Source organism: Pseudomonas sp. BNK-30 (assembly GCF_047456185.1).
Taxonomy (GTDB): domain Bacteria; phylum Pseudomonadota; class Gammaproteobacteria; order Pseudomonadales; family Pseudomonadaceae; genus Aquipseudomonas; species Aquipseudomonas putida_E.
The window spans coordinates 2256046-2271981 of the sequence record NZ_CP179904.1 but is presented as its reverse complement, the minus strand read 5'-3'; the positions used below and the strand labels follow the sequence as shown (position 1 = coordinate 2271981).

Genomic DNA, 15936 nt, shown 5'->3' with positions numbered 1-15936 from the left:
CGCACAGTCTACCCCTTTTTACCTGTCAGCCGTGTGCCTGCGGTGCTGCGACCATCAGCTCGAGGTTTTGCACCGCCGCGCCCGAAGCGCCCTTGCCCAGGTTGTCGAATACTGCCGTGAGCAGTACCTGGCCGTGTTCGGGGTTGGCGTACAGGGCCAGGCGCAGGTCGTTGCTGTCGTTCAATGCCTCAGGATCCAGCGGCGAGGCCGCCCCCTGCTGGTGCAGTGGGGACACCATCACGTGGCGTGCGCCCTGGTAGTGCCGTTCAAGGCATGCCTGCAATTGCTCGGCGCGGATCTGGCCTGGCAGCAGGCGCAATTGCAGCGGGATGCTCAGGACGATGCCCTGACGATAGGCCGCATAACCAGGCAGGAACATCGGCCGGGCTGCCAGGCCGGCATGCAGCTGGATTTCCGGTACATGCTTGTGCGCCAGCTCCAGGCCGTACATCTGCAGGGTGGGCGCCCGCTGCGCCCCGGGCTGCTCATGGCGCTCGACCGCCGCACGGCCACCGCCGGAATAGCCGGAGATGGCATGGATGCTCAGCGGGTAGTCGGCGGGCAACAGGCCAGCCTGCACCAGCGGGCGCAGCAGGGCGATGGCGCCAGTGGGGTAGCAGCCGGGGTTGCTGACCCGCTTGGCCAAAGCAATGCGCTCGGCCTGCCGCGGGTCCAGTTCAGGCAGGCCGTAGACCCAGCCGGGGGTGGTGCGATGCGCGGAGCTCGCATCGATCACCCGCACCGCCGGGTTGCGGATGGCCGCCACGGCCTCGCGCGCGGCGGCGTCGGGCAGGCAGAGCAGGGCGATGTCAGCGCTGTTGATAGCGTCGCTGCGCCGTTGCGGGTCCTTGCGTTCGGCCTCGGGCAGGGTCAGCAGTTGCAAATCGGTGCGCCCTTGCAGGCGGGCATGGATCTGCAGGCCGGTGGTGCCTTGGTCGCCGTCGATGAAGACAATAGGGGTGCGCATGGTCGGGTCCGTTCAAAAGGAAGATGGCCTATGCTCGCCTGTCGTCTTGGTAAATAAAATTTGAATATCATGATGCAGACGTTCATATTTTCTGAACGAAATGTACCCTGAACCGGCCCACCCCCATGCGTGAAATCAGCCTCGATCGCCTCCGCACCCTTGTGGTCATTACCGACCTGGGGTCATTCGCCGAGGCTGCGCGCCAGCTCAACCTGGCGCCGCCTACCATCAGCCTGCACGTGGCCGAGCTCGAGGCGAGGGTCGGTGCGCCGCTGTTGACCCGCAACCGCAACCAGGTGCGCCCCACCGCCATCGGCGAAACCCTGTTGGTACGTGCCCGCCGGCTGTTGGCCGATGCCGACCTTGCCTTGGATGAAGTGCGGCGCCAGGTCGAAGGCCTGACCGGTCGGGTGCGCCTGGGCGCCTCGACCGGCGCCATTGCCCACCTGTTGCCCCAGGCATTGGAGCACTTGCGGGTGGCACATCCAGGCATCGATGTGCAGGTGCAGGTGCTGACCTCCCAGGCTTCCCTGCTGCGGCTGCGCGAAGGCGCCCTGGATATCGGCCTGGTGGCTTTGCCGCAGGTGGCGGGCAAGGGCATCAAGGTCACCGCCTGGCGGCGCGACCCGATCCTGGCCTACGTGCCGGCCGACTGGCAGCCGCCGGCCAGGGTTACACCGGCCTGGCTGGGGCAGCGAGCGCTGATTCTCAATGACAGCAGCACCCAACTGTCGCGGGTGACCGCAGAGTGGTTCGCTGCCGCCGGGTTGTATCCTGAGCCGCGGATCGAGTTGAACTACAACGACGCGATCAAGAGCCTGGTGGGTGCCGGTTATGGCGCTACCTTGCTGCCCCAGGAAGGCGAGATGGCCGAACTGGACCGGCGCATTGCGCGCCGGCCGCTGCGCCCTGGCTTGTGGCGGCAACTGGGGATTGCCTGCCGGGAAGGCGAGACCGAACGGGCGACGAGGTTCGTACTGCAGGCGCTGGAGCGGTTGCGGCAGTAAATGGCGCGGGCAAGCCCGCCGTTCAGGAACCTCGTTCTGGGGCTTATGGAGCCGGCTCGCCGGCGATCAGGCCGGTACTGGCAACCCGTTGCCTGGCCGGACAAGCCTCAGAACCAGCGGTCGTTCTTCTTGCGACCACGGGTCAGCGCCGGCAGGATCAGCCCCGCCAGCAGGCCCGCGCCGGCAATGCTGCCGCCGTAGACCATGTAACGCATCATTACCTGTTTGTTCTCATCGCCTAGGCGTGCCTGAGCGTCGCGCAGGTTCGACTGGGTCTGATCAAGCTGTTCGTTCAATGCCTGGTTGCGTGCTTGCAGTTCGTCGACCAGCTTTTTGCGCGAGTCGAGGGTTTCCTGCATGCCCTGCACGCGGTTCTTCCAGCTGTCGTCGATGGTTTTCAGCTGCCCGGACAACTGCGCTACCTGTGCGTCAAGTTCAGGCAAGCGCTCACCCTGGCCCGGGACCGATTGCAGGTCGCTGGAGAGGATCCACACCAGGTCACCGTTCTGCCCGCGCACCTGGCTGTAGTTGCCCTGACTGCCGATGAGGGTCAGCTTCTGTCCGGATTTGAGTGTGCCGACGATGCGATGGCCGTCGGTAGGGCCGCTGCGTACATAGGTGCTCAGGCTGTCACTGACCCAGCGCGCATCGCTGGCCGGCTCTTGGGCATGCACGGGGGCGGCGAGAGCCACCAGAGCGGCGATCAGGGTGCCGCGCAGGGCAGGGAGGGCGAGGGAGGCTGGGCGGGATTCAGGCATGTTGGGTCTTCGCTGCATCAGGAAAAATAGGCCCGGTGACGCTGGAACGTTGGCTGGGCCGGCGAACCGGTCGGTGGATTGACCGTCAGCGAAAGACCGCATTTTTGCAAGCAGGTTCACTGCTGGGGGTAGGAATTGTCTGCAGGATGTTGCAAAGGGCGGGCTAGAGCGCCTCGGCGAACAGGCTGCTTCGCGTGTCGGAAGCGGCCTGTTCGCGGGATCGTCAAGGGCCTGGAAAAAACCCTGAAGTGATTGCCGTTATGCGCCACGACAGGGAAGCTGCTCGATGTACTCGGCAATCCTGCGCCGCAGGCCGTGATCCGCCTGTCGCAGGAGTACATCGAACAGCACACGGCTGTAGTGGTTGAGCACTGCGTTGCTGGCGTAGCTGCACGGGCTGAACTGCCACTGCTCCCTCACGGCCCGTTCAGCCGCCGCCAGCATGTTGGCGGGAATGGTGCTGCTGGCATGAAGCGGCGTGACATGGCTGCGCGCCCTGTAGGCAAGCGCGCCGTGCACCGCGCCGTCGACAAGCGACCAGGCAGACGCTACTGGCAGCATACCGAGCAGTTGCGCGACAACCCGCTCGGCCTTTGCGCTAGCTTCGAACGGCAGGCCATGCGCAGCGCAGCGCGAAGCAATGCAGGCAAACACCTCTTCAATCGCCAAGGTTGTGATTGCCTCGCTGAGCTCTTCGCGCCACTCGGGCCGGGGGCCTGCGCCCAGCAGCTCAAGCAGCGCGCGATGCAGCGGCGTCAGGCGGGCACGTTGGTGCCCGTGCAGGCTTACATTGACCACCCAGTACACTTTGTCACGCCATGCCTTGGGCGTTGGGTCATTGCTGAAACATACCGGCGGCGAATCAGGGTCGACCAGCAGGATCAGGTCTTCTTGCAAAGCCTGCAGCAGGTTTGCATCCATGGTCTTGGACGGGCTGAGACATTCATCGCCAGTGGGATGCTCTGCCGGGAGCAGGCGGTCAAGCTGTTTGTCCATTCGCACCTCGAGCAGGGCCAGCAGTTGCAGCTTGCGGGTTATCGAAAGGCTGCGCAGAGGTATCGGCCGGCGTCTGGCCAGTGACCAGTGCTCCCTTATGCGTTGGCGCTGTTGTGCTTGCAGCTCCAGCCTGGCCTGTTGGCGCGCCGCCAGGCACGGTTGGCACGCGCAATCGCGGCGCCACTGGGTACGCCCGGGGAAGTAATGGCGATGCTCGCAGGTTTTGCAGAAGGCCATGTTTTCGTGGCAGCTCGAAGCTGTGCGGCTTTTGCGCCGCTCGAACAGGCTGGTTTTGCAGTAGGGGCAACGCAGGGCAGCGCAGGGCAGGGGCGGGAACGCCTTGATCAGGCTGCTGGGTGCCACGTCAATGGCGTAGCGCTTGAGCAGGTGTGCAATCTTTTCACCGCTGATGTATTCGCTGTACAGCGCCTCGACCTGTTCAGCGGTAAGGTGCTGCAGCTTTGCTTGGAAGTCCGACAAACCTGAATCTCCCTGAAAAAAGTCGGTTATAGGCCGCTTTGGAGATGATCGTGCTTGCCGGATGGATAAGTGAAGCGTGCGAAGACTCGATAATTCTCCGCTGCGTGTAGGGATTTTCTGATTTGGCCAGGCATCGGCAATCACTGCGCTTGACGCACTCCGATCAAGCGTGCGCCCCGCCCATCGCCGTGCCGTGCCCAGGGGCTAGACTGAAAGGTCCCGGCCTCTCCCTGGAGCCTTGCCATGACTGCCAAGAACACGATTTGCCTGTGGTTCGACCACGACGCGCAAGACGCTGCGAACTTCTACGCCAGCACTTTCCCCGACAGCAAGGTGATCGCGGTGCATCAGGCACCGAGTGATTACCCCTCAGGCAAGGCGGGTGATGTGATCACGGTCGAATTCACCGTCATGGGCATCCCTTGCGTGGGGCTCAATGGCGGCAAGGCGTTCAGCCACTGCGAGGCATTTTCGTTTCAGGTCAGCACTGAGGACCAGGCCGAGACCGACCGACTGTGGCACGCCATCGTCAGCAATGGCGGACAAGAAAGCGTCTGCGGCTGGTGCAAGGACAAGTGGGGAATATCCTGGCAGATCTGCCCAAGGATCCTGATCGAAGCCATCGGCAACCCGGACCGGGCGGCGGCAAAGCGGGCGTTCGAGGCGATGCTGGACATGGGCAAGATCGATGTGGCCGCAATCGAGGCGGCGTTGCGCGGCTGACCGTCAGCGCAAGGCGCGATCAGGTCATGCCTGTGTCATTCGAATGATCTGCCGAGCACAGAAGGCCCCGGTAAGAATCACGCCAAACAAGCGCAAGGTCTGCATCGCCAGCACCAACCCGACGTCGGCATGCGTCTCGACCGCGATGATCGCCATGGCATCCAGCCCCCCGGGGCTGGTGGCCAGGTACATCGACAGAAAGTCGGTATCCATGGCCATTGCCAGTACCCAGGCACAGGCGGCACACAGGATGATCAAGGCCATGGCGCCTGCAATCATCGTCGGCAAGCGCTTCCACACATAGCGCACGGTCTGCCGGTCAAAGCGCAGGCCTATGTAGCAACCGATGGCGCCATAGGCGAAGGCCAGCAGCGGTGCGGGCAGTGTGATCGTCAGCACGCCGCCCAGTTGCAGCGCACCGCCGAGCAACAGCGGCATCAGCAGGGCGCCGGCCGGCATGCGGCTACCCACCAGCATACCGAACAGCACCACGCCAACGCTGAGTGCCGTGTCGAACAGGTTCGGGCTTTGCATCACCGCCGGTGAACTGGCCACGGCGCCGTTGCCCGGCGTAGCGCCCAGCAGGTGGCTGACCAGCGCACCGATCATCACCACGCACACCACCCGCACATATTGCATGGTCGCCACCACCCGGGCGTCGGCGCCGTTTTCTTCGGCCATCGATACCATGGCCGAGGCCGCACCGGGCGCGGTTCCCCACGCAGCCGTGCTGCCAGGTATGCCACCGAAACGCACGGTACCGAGCCCGACCAGAGCGCTCAGGGCAACGGTGATGAAGGTGGCCACCAGCATCATGTGCCAGGAGTGCGCCATGCAGACCAGCACAGCCCAGGTCACCGAGTGTGCGACCAGCAGGCCAACACAGCCTTGGCCGAAGCGGAACACCTGGCGGTGCATGCTCAAGCGTGCTCCGGATACGCCAAACGCAATGGCTACCAGCATGGGGCCGAGGAACAAGCCGGCCGGTACGGCCATGGCATGCAGCAGCTGGCCGCAGGCACCGGCGCAGGTCAGCAGGGCTAGCCACAGGATGGGGGTTCTGGAAGAGCCTGGGAGGGCAGTCTGCAACGGGGATACTCCTTGCGTAGCGACAACGCGGGCTGGCAACGCCAGCGCAGAAAATTATCGACTGCGTAATCGATCAAGTCTATTTTCTACTTTTGATGAATCCATAACTGAAATTCATGAATCATGGGCCTGCGCGATCTCACCTACTTCGAAACCATCGCCGAACTCGGCCATCTGGGCCGAGCCGCAGAAAAGCTCAACCGCAGCCAGCCGGCACTGACCAAGAGCATTCAACGGCTTGAAGAGTCGCTGGGCACCCGGTTGTTTCAGCGCGACGGCCGCCGCATCAAACTCACCGATGTCGGCAAGCTGTTGCTGGCACGGGGCAGGCAACTGCAGCTGAACATCGCCGAAACCGAGCGTGAGGTGCGCGATTTTGCCAATGGGCTGGTGGGTAACATTCGCCTGGGCTGCGCGGCGAGCATGGCCGACCACTTGCTGCCCCACCTGACCGCCGCCTTGCTCGAACGGGCGCCTGAGGTAACCCTGAAGCTGTCTATCGCGCAGGACGATGTACTCAAGGAGTCGCTACGGGCGGGGCGCCTGGATGTGATCATTTCGCCGCAGCTTGCCGATGACCCGCAGTTCACCACGCATGCCATCCTTGAAGATGAGGCGATCGTGGTGGCCAGCGCCGAGCATCCGGTGTTCTGCGGGCCCATCGAGCTAAAGGACCTCTGCCAGTACCGCTGGGTGCTGGCAGGGCCGACCGTTACAGCGCGGCGCTGGATCGACAATGTATTCATCAGCCACCAGTTGCCGGCGCCGCAAGTGCAGGTGGAAACCAACGCGATTTCACTGTTGCCACGGCTGATCGCCCGAACGCGACTGCTCAGCTTTGTCGCACGGGAAACGCTGGAACACGGGTTGGGGATGACGTGGTTGCGCGAGGTGCCTCTGCAGCAAACCACCATGCGCCGGACCGTGGCGGTGTCCGTGCGCACCGACGGCTACCTGTCGCCGGCAGCCGGGGCGCTGGTAGCGCTGCTGAAGGAAAAGGGCCCAAGCTTCTTCGAGCGGGATTGAACTGCTTGCGCGGCGCAGGTGTTGCCGCGCTGCCAAGCGTGGGCCATGGATGCTGGGTCAGGCCACTGGTATGGTCGGGTCCGCCGCCGCCAATGCTGCCTGACGGTCCGTGGCCGCCGGCGGATAAATCCAGATCGAGTTGATCTGCGACTTCAGCACCTTCGCTTCGGCCTTGTCCGTGGGCGGGGAAACCGTGCGTTCCCAGCCTTCGGTGTATACCGCGCCCCAGGCACCCAGGTCGAGGCAGGTCACATACTTGGGCTGGCTGTAGGGCATGGGCGCCACGCCAATGAGTTCGGCCACAGCGTTGTTGCCCGCGTAACGCCCGAGCGGGATGGCATGCTGGCAGGACATCACCGCGTAGTTGCCCGCCTCATCGCAGGCTGCGTAGGCCACGTCACCGGCGGCATACACCGCATCATTGCCCTTGACCTTGAGGTTGCCATCCACGTGCAGGCGGCCTTGGCGGTCGCGTTCGCCGCTGATCTGCTCGGTCAACGGGTTGGCCTTGAAGCCCACGGTCCAGATCACTGTACCGGCCTCGATGCGCTGGCCGTTGTCAAGCAGTACGCCTTCGGGGTCGACCGAGGCCACGCTGGCCGCGCAGATCCATTCGATACCCAGTGACTCGCAGGCCTGCTCGATAGAGGGGCGAATGCCGTCGCCCAAAGCTGCACCGATTTTCACGCCGCGGTCGACCACCACCACGCGCAGCCGTGCCTGCTCGCCAAGGATATTGCGCAAGCGCGATGGCAGCTCGGTCGCGGTCTCGATGCCGGTGAAGCCGCCGCCCGCCACTACCACGGTATTGCGTGCAGGGGTGTCGGGCAGGTTGGCCAAGGACTTGAGGTGGGCCTCAAGGCGTGCGGCACTGTCGATCTTGTCGACATCGAAGACATGTTCGATGCCGACCATGTCCGGGCGGTTGAGAACGCTGCCGCAGGCCATGATCAGGCGGTCGTAGGGCAGGCTGCACTCGGTGCCGCTTTGGGTGCGGTAGCTCACACGCTTGCCGGCTTCGTCGATGTGGAACGCCGTGCCCTGCACGAAACGCACGCTCACCGCCTCGAACAACGCCTGCAACGGCGCAGCCATGGTGTGCACGTCGGGCTCGTAGAACCGTGGGCGCACATGCAATTCGGGCTGAGGCGCGAGCAGCGTCACCTCGATATCCGTACGGCCATGCAGGTCCAGTTGGCGGACAGCGCTCAGGGCGCTCCACAGGCCGGCGAAACCTGCGCCAATGATCAGGATGTTTTTCATCGTTGTGCTCCTGGAAGGTCCGGATAGAACAAGGTAGCCCTTGTTTGCGATCAACGATGCTACGGGCGACGAAGCGCGGGCCCTAGGCCAAAGAACCCTGAATTTCGGCCAGCGGCACGCTGCGGGCGAAGCGCGCACGGTAGTCGCGCGGGGTGACGGCCAGGTGGCGCTGGAAGGCAAGGCGCATGCGTTCTTCGCTACCGAAGCCGCACAGGCGGGCGACCTGCTCGATGTGGCTGTCGGTGTTTTCCAGCTGGCGCCGGGCCGCCTCCAGGCGGAACACCTCGATCGCCTTGGCCGGTGTGCGGCCGGTCTTCAGTTTGTACACCCGGGTGAAATTGCGCAGGCTCATGTGCGCCTGTTCGGCCAGGCACTCCACGCTCAAGCGTGGGTCGCCCAGGTTCTCATTGAGCCACAGGTGCAGGGCTTCGAACTCCGCGCAGTCCTGGCCTTGCAGCTTGAGCAGTTCGCTGAACTGCGCCTGGCCGCCCGGGCGCTTGAGAAACACCACCAGTTCGCGCGCCACCTGCATCGCGACGTCGCGGCCGCAGTCCAGCTCGACCAGCGCCAGTGCCAGGTCGATCCCTGCACTCACACCCGCCGAGGTCCACAGGGTACCTTGCTGAACGAAGATCGATTCGTGGTCGACCTGCACGGCCGGGAAGTCGCGCCGCAACACCTCGCACATGGCCCAGTGGGTGGCAGCACGACGGCCGTCGAGCAGGCCGGCACTGGCCAGCAGGAACGTGCCGCTGCAGACCGATGCCGTGCGCCTGGCGTGCTGGCTGGCGCGGCGCAGCCAGGCCACCAGCGGACCGTGCTCGGGAAGGCTGCGGATGATGTCCGGCGCGCCGGGTACGATCAACGTGTCGACGGCCTGGGCCATGGCATCATCCAGGCGCTCGGTGGCCACCACCAGGCCTTCGGCGGTTGGCTGCAGGCCACCGTCGAGGCTGGCAGTATGCAGGCGGTAGCCGGGCAGGCCGCGCTCGGCCATGGCCTTGGTGGCTGCCCAGAACACGGTCTGCGCGCCGCTGAGGTCGAGCAGGCCCATGGCGGGGTAGGCAACGAAGACCACCACCCGAGGCTGGTCGACGGGTAACAGGGGAGGGTCGAGTTGCCCTGCGATATCGGTCATGGTGTGGCCTGATTGAAACGAAAAGTGGCGCTTGACTATTGGGTCACCGGGCGCCCCAAGGTATGAGTTGGTCGCGCTGTGCAACGTTACAGGGAGGTTGAGTCAGGGTGAACGCCCGAGCCCGTTCCAGAATATCTGTACTGTTGCGCAAGGCCGAAGCCTAACTGTGCCGGTCCAGCATGTGCAAATGGCTTTATGCTGTAACGAAATATGTCTAGAACGCCTGAAGAAGGAAGCTGCAATGCCGCTCAAGGACCTGCTGATTGCCCTGGTGGTGATCGTCGCCTGGGGAGTCAATTTCGTGGTCATCAAGGTGGGCCTCGATGGCCTGCCGCCGATGCTGTTGGGGGCGTTGCGCTTCTTGCTGGTTGCGTTCCCGGCGATCTTGCTGGTCAAGCGGCCGAAACTGCCGTGGCGCTGGCTGATCGCCTATGGCGCCACGATTTCCCTGGGGCAGTTCGCCTTCCTGTTCCAGGCCATGTATAGCGGCATGCCGCCAGGCCTGGCGTCACTGGTGTTGCAATCCCAGGCTTTCTTCACCCTCGGGTTCGCTGCGCTGTTTCTGGGTGAGCGCTTGCGCCTGGCGAGCCTGCTGGGTTTGCTGGTTGCAGCCAGCGGGCTGGCGCTGATCGGCAGCGAGGACAGTGGCCACGTGCCGATGGTGGCGCTACTGCTGACCTTGTGCGCAGGCGCAATGTGGGGCATGGGCAATATCATCACACGGCGGTTTGGCTCGGTCGACCTGGTGGCGCTGGTGATCTGGGGCGGGCTGATCCCGCCGCTGCCGTTTTTGGCCCTGTCTTGGTGGCTGGAAGGGCCCGAGCGTATCGGCCATGCGCTGGCCAATATCAGCTGGAGCTCGGTGCTGGCGCTGATCTACCTGGCGTTCGTAGCCACCATGCTCGGCTACAGCTTGTGGAGCACGCTGCTGTCGCGGCACCCGGCGGGTAAGGTCGCGCCGTTTTCGTTGCTGGTGCCGGTGATTGGCTTGAGCTCTTCCGCCTGGTTGCTGGGTGAGCGGCTGACGGCAGTGCAGGGGTGGGGGGCGCTGTTGGTGATGCTCGGGCTGCTGGTCAATGTGTTCGGACCCAAGCTTGGCCAGCGGTTACGGGCTGCGAGCGCTCAATAATGGTTGTGTAGAGCCGTTCGGCCCTCTCCCGGGTAAACCCGAAGGGCCGATGCTTTGTTAGACTCGGGCTCTTTTGTCACGCCACCGGAGCCTGCGATGATCATATCCACCACCAGCCAGCTCGAAGGCCGGCCGATTGCTGAATACCTTGGCGTAGTCAGCTCCGAATCGGTGCAAGGCATCAACTTCGTGCGCGATTTCTTTGCACGCTTTCGCGACTTCTTCGGCGGCCGCTCACAGACGCTGGAGGGCGCACTACGCCTCGCCCGCGAGCAGGCAACCGAGGAACTGAAAGCACGGGCACGGCAGTTGCAAGCCGATGCAGTGGTGGGTGTGGATTTCGAAATCAGCATGCCCTCAGTGCAAGGCGGCATGGTTGTAGTGTTCGCCACGGGCACCGCTGTGCGCCTGAAATAAAGGCATTGTGCCACTTGTCGGCTCCGGGTGGTTTGCCCGAGCAGTCCGTAAATGACCGGCTAGTCTCACTTTCACAGGCTGCGTTTTTCCAGGCAAAACCCTTCACTTGCCGGCGCGGTCGCCACTGAAATGGAGACAGGGCATGAGTGAGTCCTTTTTCGAAGACATGAATGATGCGTTCCCTATCAACAGCCAGGTGCGCTGCGGTCAGGCAGCGTTTCGCCTGGGCTTTGCCCACATGACGCTGGATGATTCGCAGCAGCTGCAACCGGCACATCTGCAACGCAGCAAAAAGGGCCGCTTCACGCCGAGGGTTGCGCCGAGAAAGTGACCCCGTTCACATAACCCCGCACCCTTCGCGGGGTTTTTTTGTTCCTTGTTTGATCTTGCTCATGGTAACGCTGGGTTGTGCTCGCCGAATCGATGCAGCTGTGGTCTTCTGCCTGGGGATCTCAGGAAAGGAGCACTGTTTGCATGCGGGTCAGGGAAGAGGCTTACTGGCAGTGGGCCGATGCGCAATTGCACTGCCGCAGCCACGATGAAGCACTGAGCGATGGCACCACCATCGATGTACAGGTGCGCCTGTCACGGCTGGGCGCCACGCAACTGTTCCTTGGGCTATACGGCCAGGACGGCAAGGCGTTGCTGGAAGAGTATTACCCGGCACGCCCGGGTGAGACCATGACACGTGCTTTGGGCCAGGGCGCTGGCGACCGGCGCATTGGCATTGCCGCAGCGACAGCGTCGCCAGGCATGAAAAAGCCCGGCCTATGCGGGCCGGGCTCAGGAAGTGGTGTGGCAGCTCAATGAAGGGTCAGTTGAGCGGCTCGATCACCTTGACTGCCTGCCGCTCACGGGCGGCGGGCCATTCTTGTTGCAGGGTCTGCAGCACGCGGCCAACGAACTCGGTGTCGGCGGCGGCCTTCTTACCGACGTAGCCCTGGCCACGGCGGTAGACCTTGAAGCGGGCACGCATGCTGGGCAGGTGCTCTTCGAATTCATCTTCGATGGTGTTCGGCGGCAGGCGGTCGAGGCGCACTTCGCCGGTTTGGCTGACCCACAGCAGGTGGTCGTCGAGGCTGTCCTTGCGCATGGCAAACAGCTGGGCCAGTTGGTCAATTGTGGGATTGTTGTTCAAGTTCATCATAAAGCCCCCATTACCCATTTTTGTTGGTGATTTTCACAGTTGGCGCTACAGCATGTAGCGCACTACCAAGGCTGCTACAGCAGCATCGCAACAGGGGCTTTCTCACGCTGCCTTTTGGACAGTTCCCTCTCCACGGACGGCCTGCGTTACCGCGCAGGCCATCTGGAACACCCTTGCCACCGCTCCCGATCAGGGAGACGGCTTCATCATGCCCAAGCGCGATGAATGGCGTCAACCGTTTTGTAGTGAATATTTTTTTCCACTACATCTTGTCGGACAATCCTGCTCGGGGTGCCTTTCAGCGGTCAATGCCGGAGAGGATCCGGTAGGCCGCACGCACGCGTTCTTCGTTGGGATAATTGCGGTTTGCCAGAAGAACGATGGCCTTGCCTTCGGCCGGAATGAACGCGGCATAGGCGCCAAAGCCGCCCGTGGCGCCGGTCTTGTTGTACCAGGCCTGGGGCAGGGCGGGGCGTGTCGGGTTCAGACGCTGGGTGGCCTGAGGCTCCCGAACCATCCGTGAACCGTTGCCATCGACCAGCGTATCGAGCGCTGCGGGGTAGGGGTAGCGTTCCCATCCCAGGCCTTGGGTCATTGCACCGACCTGGAAATAGCCCGCCTGGGTAATGGCGGCCGCCTTTCTCAACGCAGGCGACAGCTCGGCTGGCTGCATGTGCAGGCGCACGTAGCGCAGCAGGTCGCTGGCGCTGGTCTTGATTGCGTAGGCCTCATCGGCATATGGGCCCGGGCTGACGTGCACCGGCCGGTTTTGTGCGTCATACCCTTGGGCATAGAGGCCCTGCGCGCTGGCAGGTACCTGCAGGTAGGTGTGTTTCAGGCCCATTTGTGGCAACAGGCTTTTGGTCATCAGTTCTGCGAATGGCTGCTGCTGCGCGCGTGCTGCCAAGTCGCCGAACAGCCCCAGGCTTGGGTTCGAATAGCAGCGCTGGGTACCATGTTCAGCACGGGGCTTCCAGGTTCGGAAGAACTCCAGCGCTTGCTCGTCAGTCTGGACAGCGTCAGGGAACTGCAGGGGCAGGCAGTCGGCGCTGTACGCCCCCAGTTCGAGCACACTGGCTTTACCCAGCGACGTGCCGGCAAGGGCTGGCTGGTAGCGTTGGGCCGGTGCGTCGAGATCAAGCTTGCCTTCGGCGCTGGCCAGCGCGGCAAGGGTAGCGGTGTAGGTTTTGCTCAATGAACCGATCTCGAACAGCGTATCGGCGGTGACGGGTTTGTTGTCGGCCTTGCTGGCCACGCCGTAGCTGAAGTAGTGCGCCTGGCCGTTTACGTACAGGCCTACGGCCATGCCGGCGATGTCCTGGTCATGCATCAGTGGGCGAATGATCTCGTCGACCTGGGCCTGCAGGGGGGCGGCTGCGTTTGCCGTGGCGGCGATCAACGCCAGCGCGGTAGCTGCAGTGAGGGGAGCGAAGTGCATGCAACGATCCTTTTCAGTCTGTGTCCGTTGAGCGACACCGGTGGGGGTTCCAGCGTTAGCGGGAAAAAGCCCAAGACCTTATCGTCTGTCATTGCACAACGACAAGACGGAAACTGTTATGAAGTATTTGCGCATGTTGTTCGACAACTTCACCCTGGCCTTGCTCGGGGTAGTGCTGATCGCCACCGTGTTGCCCTGCTCTGGTAATGGCGCGGTGTATTTCGGCTGGTTGACCAACCTGGCCATCGGTCTGCTGTTCTTCCTGCACGGTGCCAAGCTGTCGCGCGAGGCGATCATCGCCGGTGCCGGGCACTGGCGCCTGCACTTGCTGGTGTTCTCCTGCACCTTCGTGCTGTTCCCGTTGCTCGGCCTTGCCTTCAAGCCACTGTTCGTGCCGCTGGTGGGCAACGAGTTGTATCTGGGCGTCCTCTACCTGTGCGCTTTGCCGGCCACTGTGCAGTCGGCCATCGCCTTCACATCGTTGGCCCGCGGCAACGTGCCAGCTGCCATTTGCAGTGCAGCGGCGTCCAGCCTGATCGGGATCTTCCTGACGCCGCTGCTGGTGATGCTGCTGTTGGGGGCTGGGGGCGATACCGGGTCGGGCCTGGATGCAGTGCTGAAAATCACCCTGCAGCTGTTGGTGCCCTTCATCGCCGGGCAGATTGCGCGGCGCTGGATTGGCGCATGGGTCAAGCGCAATGCGCGCTGGCTCAAAGTGGTGGATCAGGGCTCGATCCTGCTGGTGGTCTACACCGCGTTCAGCGAGGCGGTAGTGACGGGCTTGTGGCACACGGTATCGCCGCAGCACCTGGCGGGCTTGTTCGCCGTATGCGGGATTCTGCTGGCTGTAGTGCTGTACGGTACCCGCTTGCTGGGCAAGGTGTTGGGCTTCAGCCTGGAAGACCGCATCACCATCCTGTTTGCCGGCTCCAAGAAGAGCCTGGCCACAGGTGTGCCAATGGCGCAAGTGTTGTTCGTGGGCAGTGGCATCGGCGCCATGATCTTGCCGCTCATGCTGTTCCATCAAATCCAGTTGATGGTGTGTGCGGTGCTGGCGCAGCGGTATGCCAGCAGGGTGGAAGAGGGTGAGGGGGCTACTGCTTCCTCCTGATGAGGCCGGTGAAGGCTAACGAGCCTGCCCCGAACTGCGCTGGCGCAAGGCCTTGCCGACCTCGGCCTCGATCTTGTAGGCCGGCTCTTCGAGCGCCTCGTAATTGCGCGTATAGCGACGGGCGAATTCCTCTACCCCCAGTTCCTGATACTGCTGCACATGCTTGAGCTCATGCGCCCACAGTGCCACGTTGTCCTCTGCATCACTGGCATGGCGGAAGATGATCGTGTCGATCAGCGTCACCGCATTCACATCCGGGTTCTGCAGCAGGGCATTGGCGGCGCTGATCTGCTGCTCGTCCCCAACCCGATAGCGCGCTGCATCGAGCACGGCAAAGTCATACCAGCCCTCAAGCTGGGCTCGGATGTGCAAGGGGATCGGTTCACTGCCGTTGGCGGTAGCTTCATCGCGGGCCTGGCGCAAGGCGAAGGCCAGGCTGCTGGAGGCCATGACCTCGACGTCCTTGAGCACCTGGCCGGCCTGGCCAAGGTCGATCGGCGCGCAGAAGCAACCCATCAGGCAGACCTGATACTGCCCTGGTGGGCAGGCCGGCTCGGCCGAGGCCGTAGTGCTCAGCAACATTGCACACAGCAGGCTAGCAGCTCTCATTCAGAGCCCTTTCGACGCAACTTCGATTGGCTTGCAGAAGCTGGGTCTGGACCGACTCGCTGGCCAGCATGCGCCCGATCACCAGCGCCCCGACACACTGGCTGATCAGCACCCAGGCCAGGGCTTCATCCTCCAGCGTCTGGCTCCACGCACTGTGCAGGCTCACCAGCCAGTGCTCGGCTTCTTCACGCACCGGCCGTTCGGCGCGGGCGATCTCCACGCCCAGTGGCGGCAGCGGGCAACCGCCTTCGGGATTGTGCAGGTGCGCCAGGCTCAGGTACTGCTGCAGGCAGCGCACCAGGCGTTCGCGGCTGGCGCCCTGATTGGCCAGGCGTGCCAGCGGGCTGTTGCACAGCTCTTGGCGGACCACTTCGGTAAACAGGTCGTCCTTGGACGGGAAGTGGTTGTAGAAGGCGCCGCCGGTCAGGCCGATGGCTTTCATCAGCCCGGCCACGCCGGTGCTGGCAAAACCGCCGCGCTTGGCCAGCGCACCGCTGCTGGCTAGCAGCTTGTCACGGGTTTGTTGCTTGTGTTCAGTTGAGTAGCGCACCTGAAAAACCTCGCGGGCGGGCTTGACGATGCCGGTGATCGTAACATAGCGTTCGTTTACTAAACGATCGTTCATCAATTGAGGCGCG

The 15936-nt window shown here is 63.3% G+C and carries 17 protein-coding genes and 1 pseudogene; 8 read left to right on the top strand and 10 right to left on the bottom strand.

Annotated features, from left to right (window positions below):
- Window positions 1-25: 25 nt before the first annotated feature.
- Window positions 26-967, bottom strand: coding sequence for an N-acetyl-gamma-glutamyl-phosphate reductase (argC, locus tag ACMGGN_RS10600; RefSeq protein WP_115275051.1), 942 nt, complete (start codon window positions 965-967; stop codon window positions 26-28).
- A gap of 125 nt (window positions 968-1092) precedes the next feature.
- Between argC and ACMGGN_RS10595 the strand changes: the two genes are divergently transcribed.
- Window positions 1093-1974: a LysR family transcriptional regulator gene (locus ACMGGN_RS10595; protein ID WP_046785459.1), complete on the top strand. Its 882-nt coding sequence runs from the start codon at window positions 1093-1095 to the stop codon at window positions 1972-1974.
- A 107-nt stretch (window positions 1975-2081) separates the two neighbouring features.
- Here the strand turns inward: ACMGGN_RS10595 and ACMGGN_RS10590 are convergent, their stop codons facing one another.
- Window positions 2082-2732, bottom strand: coding sequence for a TIGR04211 family SH3 domain-containing protein (locus ACMGGN_RS10590; RefSeq protein ID WP_115275050.1), 651 nt, complete (start codon window positions 2730-2732; stop codon window positions 2082-2084).
- Window positions 2733-2990: 258 nt separating this feature from the next.
- Entirely contained in the window at window positions 2991-4208 is a 1218-nt protein-coding gene (locus tag ACMGGN_RS10585) for a hypothetical protein (protein WP_119688924.1), read from the bottom strand.
- 243 nt (window positions 4209-4451) lie between these two features.
- On the opposite strand from ACMGGN_RS10585, the gene ACMGGN_RS10580 reads away from it, so the two are divergent.
- Entirely contained in the window at window positions 4452-4931 is a 480-nt protein-coding gene (locus ACMGGN_RS10580; RefSeq protein WP_046785456.1) for a VOC family protein, read from the top strand.
- Between the two features lie 24 nt (window positions 4932-4955).
- On the opposite strand, the gene ACMGGN_RS10575 is transcribed toward ACMGGN_RS10580, so the two are convergent.
- Window positions 4956-5927 carry an AbrB family transcriptional regulator gene (locus ACMGGN_RS10575; protein WP_237858964.1) on the bottom strand — a complete coding sequence of 324 codons (972 nt, stop codon included), beginning with the start codon at window positions 5925-5927 and terminating at the stop codon, window positions 4956-4958.
- Between the two features lie 216 nt (window positions 5928-6143).
- Between ACMGGN_RS10575 and ACMGGN_RS10570 the strand changes: the two genes are divergently transcribed.
- The gene (locus ACMGGN_RS10570; protein ID WP_414156747.1) at window positions 6144-7046 is read left to right on the top strand and encodes a LysR family transcriptional regulator; all 903 of its coding nucleotides are present in this window, start codon (window positions 6144-6146) and stop codon (window positions 7044-7046) included.
- 57 nt (window positions 7047-7103) lie between these two features.
- On the opposite strand, the gene ACMGGN_RS10565 is transcribed toward ACMGGN_RS10570, so the two are convergent.
- A complete protein-coding gene (locus tag ACMGGN_RS10565) occupies window positions 7104-8309 on the bottom strand; it encodes an NAD(P)/FAD-dependent oxidoreductase (protein ID WP_161872965.1) in 1206 nt (401 codons plus the stop codon).
- An 82-nt stretch (window positions 8310-8391) separates the two neighbouring features.
- On the bottom strand, window positions 8392-9447 hold the full coding sequence (locus tag ACMGGN_RS10560; protein WP_119688927.1) for a GlxA family transcriptional regulator: 1056 nt from the start codon (window positions 9445-9447) through the stop codon (window positions 8392-8394).
- Window positions 9448-9688: 241 nt separating this feature from the next.
- Here ACMGGN_RS10560 and ACMGGN_RS10555 point away from each other — a divergent pair, with 241 nt between their 5' ends.
- The 4 genes and pseudogenes from ACMGGN_RS10555 to ACMGGN_RS10540 all read left to right on the top strand — a co-directional run bounded on the left by ACMGGN_RS10555 (window position 9689) and on the right by ACMGGN_RS10540 (window position 11750).
- A complete protein-coding gene (locus ACMGGN_RS10555) occupies window positions 9689-10576 on the top strand; it encodes an O-acetylserine/cysteine exporter (protein ID WP_012314236.1) in 888 nt (295 codons plus the stop codon).
- Between the two features lie 96 nt (window positions 10577-10672).
- The gene (locus ACMGGN_RS10550) at window positions 10673-10993 is read left to right on the top strand and encodes a YbjQ family protein (RefSeq protein ID WP_012314237.1); all 321 of its coding nucleotides are present in this window, start codon (window positions 10673-10675) and stop codon (window positions 10991-10993) included.
- 142 nt (window positions 10994-11135) lie between these two features.
- Window positions 11136-11324 carry a hypothetical protein gene (locus ACMGGN_RS10545; protein WP_115275044.1) on the top strand — a complete coding sequence of 63 codons (189 nt, stop codon included), beginning with the start codon at window positions 11136-11138 and terminating at the stop codon, window positions 11322-11324.
- A gap of 143 nt (window positions 11325-11467) precedes the next feature.
- Window positions 11468-11750: pseudogene (locus ACMGGN_RS10540) on the top strand (hypothetical protein).
- A 57-nt stretch (window positions 11751-11807) separates the two neighbouring features.
- Here ACMGGN_RS10540 and ACMGGN_RS10535 read toward each other — a convergent pair.
- Window positions 11808-12140, bottom strand: a complete 333-nt coding sequence (locus ACMGGN_RS10535; RefSeq protein WP_012314240.1) for a hypothetical protein — start codon at window positions 12138-12140, stop codon at window positions 11808-11810.
- 298 nt (window positions 12141-12438) lie between these two features.
- Window positions 12439-13578 carry a class C beta-lactamase gene (ampC, locus tag ACMGGN_RS10530; protein ID WP_414156746.1) on the bottom strand — a complete coding sequence of 380 codons (1140 nt, stop codon included), beginning with the start codon at window positions 13576-13578 and terminating at the stop codon, window positions 12439-12441.
- 118 nt (window positions 13579-13696) lie between these two features.
- Here ampC and ACMGGN_RS10525 point away from each other — a divergent pair, with 118 nt between their 5' ends.
- Window positions 13697-14689: a bile acid:sodium symporter family protein gene (locus ACMGGN_RS10525; protein ID WP_115275041.1), complete on the top strand. Its 993-nt coding sequence runs from the start codon at window positions 13697-13699 to the stop codon at window positions 14687-14689.
- Between the two features lie 15 nt (window positions 14690-14704).
- Here ACMGGN_RS10525 and ACMGGN_RS10520 read toward each other — a convergent pair whose 3' ends face one another.
- On the bottom strand, window positions 14705-15298 hold the full coding sequence (locus tag ACMGGN_RS10520; protein WP_414156745.1) for a DUF4157 domain-containing protein: 594 nt from the start codon (window positions 15296-15298) through the stop codon (window positions 14705-14707).
- Complete coding sequence (locus ACMGGN_RS10515; protein WP_237858966.1) at window positions 15285-15848, bottom strand: TetR/AcrR family transcriptional regulator; 564 nt, start codon at window positions 15846-15848, stop codon at window positions 15285-15287. Before ACMGGN_RS10515 ends, ACMGGN_RS10520 begins: the two co-directional genes overlap by 14 nt.
- Window positions 15849-15936 lie beyond the last annotated feature (88 nt).

What these genes read in the sequence shown, in the direction of transcription:
- argC (WP_115275051.1), bottom strand. Translation starts at nt 967, where the DNA reads ATGCGCACCCCTATTGTCTTCATCGACGGCGACCAAGGCACCACCGGC.
- ACMGGN_RS10595 (WP_046785459.1), top strand. Translation starts at nt 1,093, where the DNA reads ATGCGTGAAATCAGCCTCGATCGCCTCCGCACCCTTGTGGTCATTACC.
- ACMGGN_RS10590 (WP_115275050.1), bottom strand. Translation starts at nt 2,732, where the DNA reads ATGCCTGAATCCCGCCCAGCCTCCCTCGCCCTCCCTGCCCTGCGCGGC.
- ACMGGN_RS10580 (WP_046785456.1), top strand. Translation starts at nt 4,452, where the DNA reads ATGACTGCCAAGAACACGATTTGCCTGTGGTTCGACCACGACGCGCAA.
- ACMGGN_RS10575 (WP_237858964.1), bottom strand. Translation starts at nt 5,927, where the DNA reads ATGGCCGTACCGGCCGGCTTGTTCCTCGGCCCCATGCTGGTAGCCATT.
- ACMGGN_RS10570 (WP_414156747.1), top strand. Translation starts at nt 6,144, where the DNA reads ATGGGCCTGCGCGATCTCACCTACTTCGAAACCATCGCCGAACTCGGC.
- ACMGGN_RS10565 (WP_161872965.1), bottom strand. Translation starts at nt 8,309, where the DNA reads ATGAAAAACATCCTGATCATTGGCGCAGGTTTCGCCGGCCTGTGGAGC.
- ACMGGN_RS10560 (WP_119688927.1), bottom strand. Translation starts at nt 9,447, where the DNA reads ATGACCGATATCGCAGGGCAACTCGACCCTCCCCTGTTACCCGTCGAC.
- ACMGGN_RS10555 (WP_012314236.1), top strand. Translation starts at nt 9,689, where the DNA reads ATGCCGCTCAAGGACCTGCTGATTGCCCTGGTGGTGATCGTCGCCTGG.
- ACMGGN_RS10550 (WP_012314237.1), top strand. Translation starts at nt 10,673, where the DNA reads ATGATCATATCCACCACCAGCCAGCTCGAAGGCCGGCCGATTGCTGAA.
- ACMGGN_RS10545 (WP_115275044.1), top strand. Translation starts at nt 11,136, where the DNA reads ATGAGTGAGTCCTTTTTCGAAGACATGAATGATGCGTTCCCTATCAAC.
- ACMGGN_RS10535 (WP_012314240.1), bottom strand. Translation starts at nt 12,140, where the DNA reads ATGATGAACTTGAACAACAATCCCACAATTGACCAACTGGCCCAGCTG.
- ampC (WP_414156746.1), bottom strand. Translation starts at nt 13,578, where the DNA reads ATGCACTTCGCTCCCCTCACTGCAGCTACCGCGCTGGCGTTGATCGCC.
- ACMGGN_RS10525 (WP_115275041.1), top strand. Translation starts at nt 13,697, where the DNA reads ATGAAGTATTTGCGCATGTTGTTCGACAACTTCACCCTGGCCTTGCTC.
- ACMGGN_RS10520 (WP_414156745.1), bottom strand. Translation starts at nt 15,298, where the DNA reads ATGAGAGCTGCTAGCCTGCTGTGTGCAATGTTGCTGAGCACTACGGCC.